The following is a 976-nucleotide window of genomic DNA, read 5'->3' on the forward strand; positions in this document are numbered from 1 at the left end:
GCGCACGCGGCGGGGACCACGAACTCCAGGTGCGTCGGACGGGCCTGGGCGAGCCGGCAGGCGGTCATGGCCAGGGAGTGGGTGGTGGCGAGCAGCGCGCGGATCTTGGCCGGGTCGCTGGAGGACAGCCGCGCGGGCAGCCTGACCCCCTGGGGGAACAGTTCGCGCAGCGGGTGGCCCGCCTGGGAGAGGACCTCGGTGACGGTGCGGGCGGAGTCGGGTTCGAGCCACGGCAGGACCGCGTTGACCGCCTGCGGGACGGTCTGCAGGTCGGCGGCGAACACGGCGGCCGCGGCGCGCCGCACGTCGGTGGGGTTGGTGGGCGCGTCGGCGAGCGATCCGACGATCTCGGCGAGGTCGTACAGGGCGAGCCGCAGGTACTCCCCCGGTGAGGCTTCGCGGACGACGGGCGCGGCGAACTCGGCGGGGCAGCGGCGCAGCCACTCCCTGGTGACGTGCTGGGGGCCGTAGCCGATGGCCTGCAGGTCGGCGGCGGCCTGCTGCTGGGTGCCGGCGCAGATCGCGGCGAGGGCGGAGGCCCCGGGCCGGAAGGCGGGGTCGGCCTGGAGTGCAGTGGCGGCGTCCCCCATGATCCGCACGAGGTAGCCGGCGCCGAGCTGGTCGCCGGCGCGGAGCCGGTCGGCGTAGTAGGTGGCCAGCCGGGTGAGGTCGGGCGGGACCATCCACCGCAACTGGTCGGCGGGGACGGTGAGGTAGTCGGCGAACATCGCGACCAGGGGGTGTTCGTGCAGGACGACGGGGGTTCCGGCGCTGAACAGGACCGCGCCCCACAGCGCGGAGACGGTGCTGGGGGTGCCGGGCGCGAACGCCGGGTCGGTCTGGGCGAACTGCTGGGGGTTGACGGCCGTGGCGGCGATGAACGACCGCTGGATCGCGGCGACGAGCTCGGCGGACGGCCCGTCGGCGAGCAGCCCCGCGCCCGCCATGGGACCGGCCTTGACGTCGCCGCCGGGCG

Annotated in this window: 1 protein-coding gene; it reads right to left on the bottom strand. The window is 75.8% G+C overall.

All coding sequences use genetic code 11. From position 1 onward, the window contains the following. Positions 1–947: hypothetical protein (locus ACYVE7_RS34660; protein ID WP_460370871.1), on the bottom strand; the 947-nt coding region annotated here is incomplete at its 3' end. Positions 948–976 lie beyond the last annotated feature (29 nt).

Source organism: Actinocorallia lasiicapitis (genome assembly GCF_054778695.1).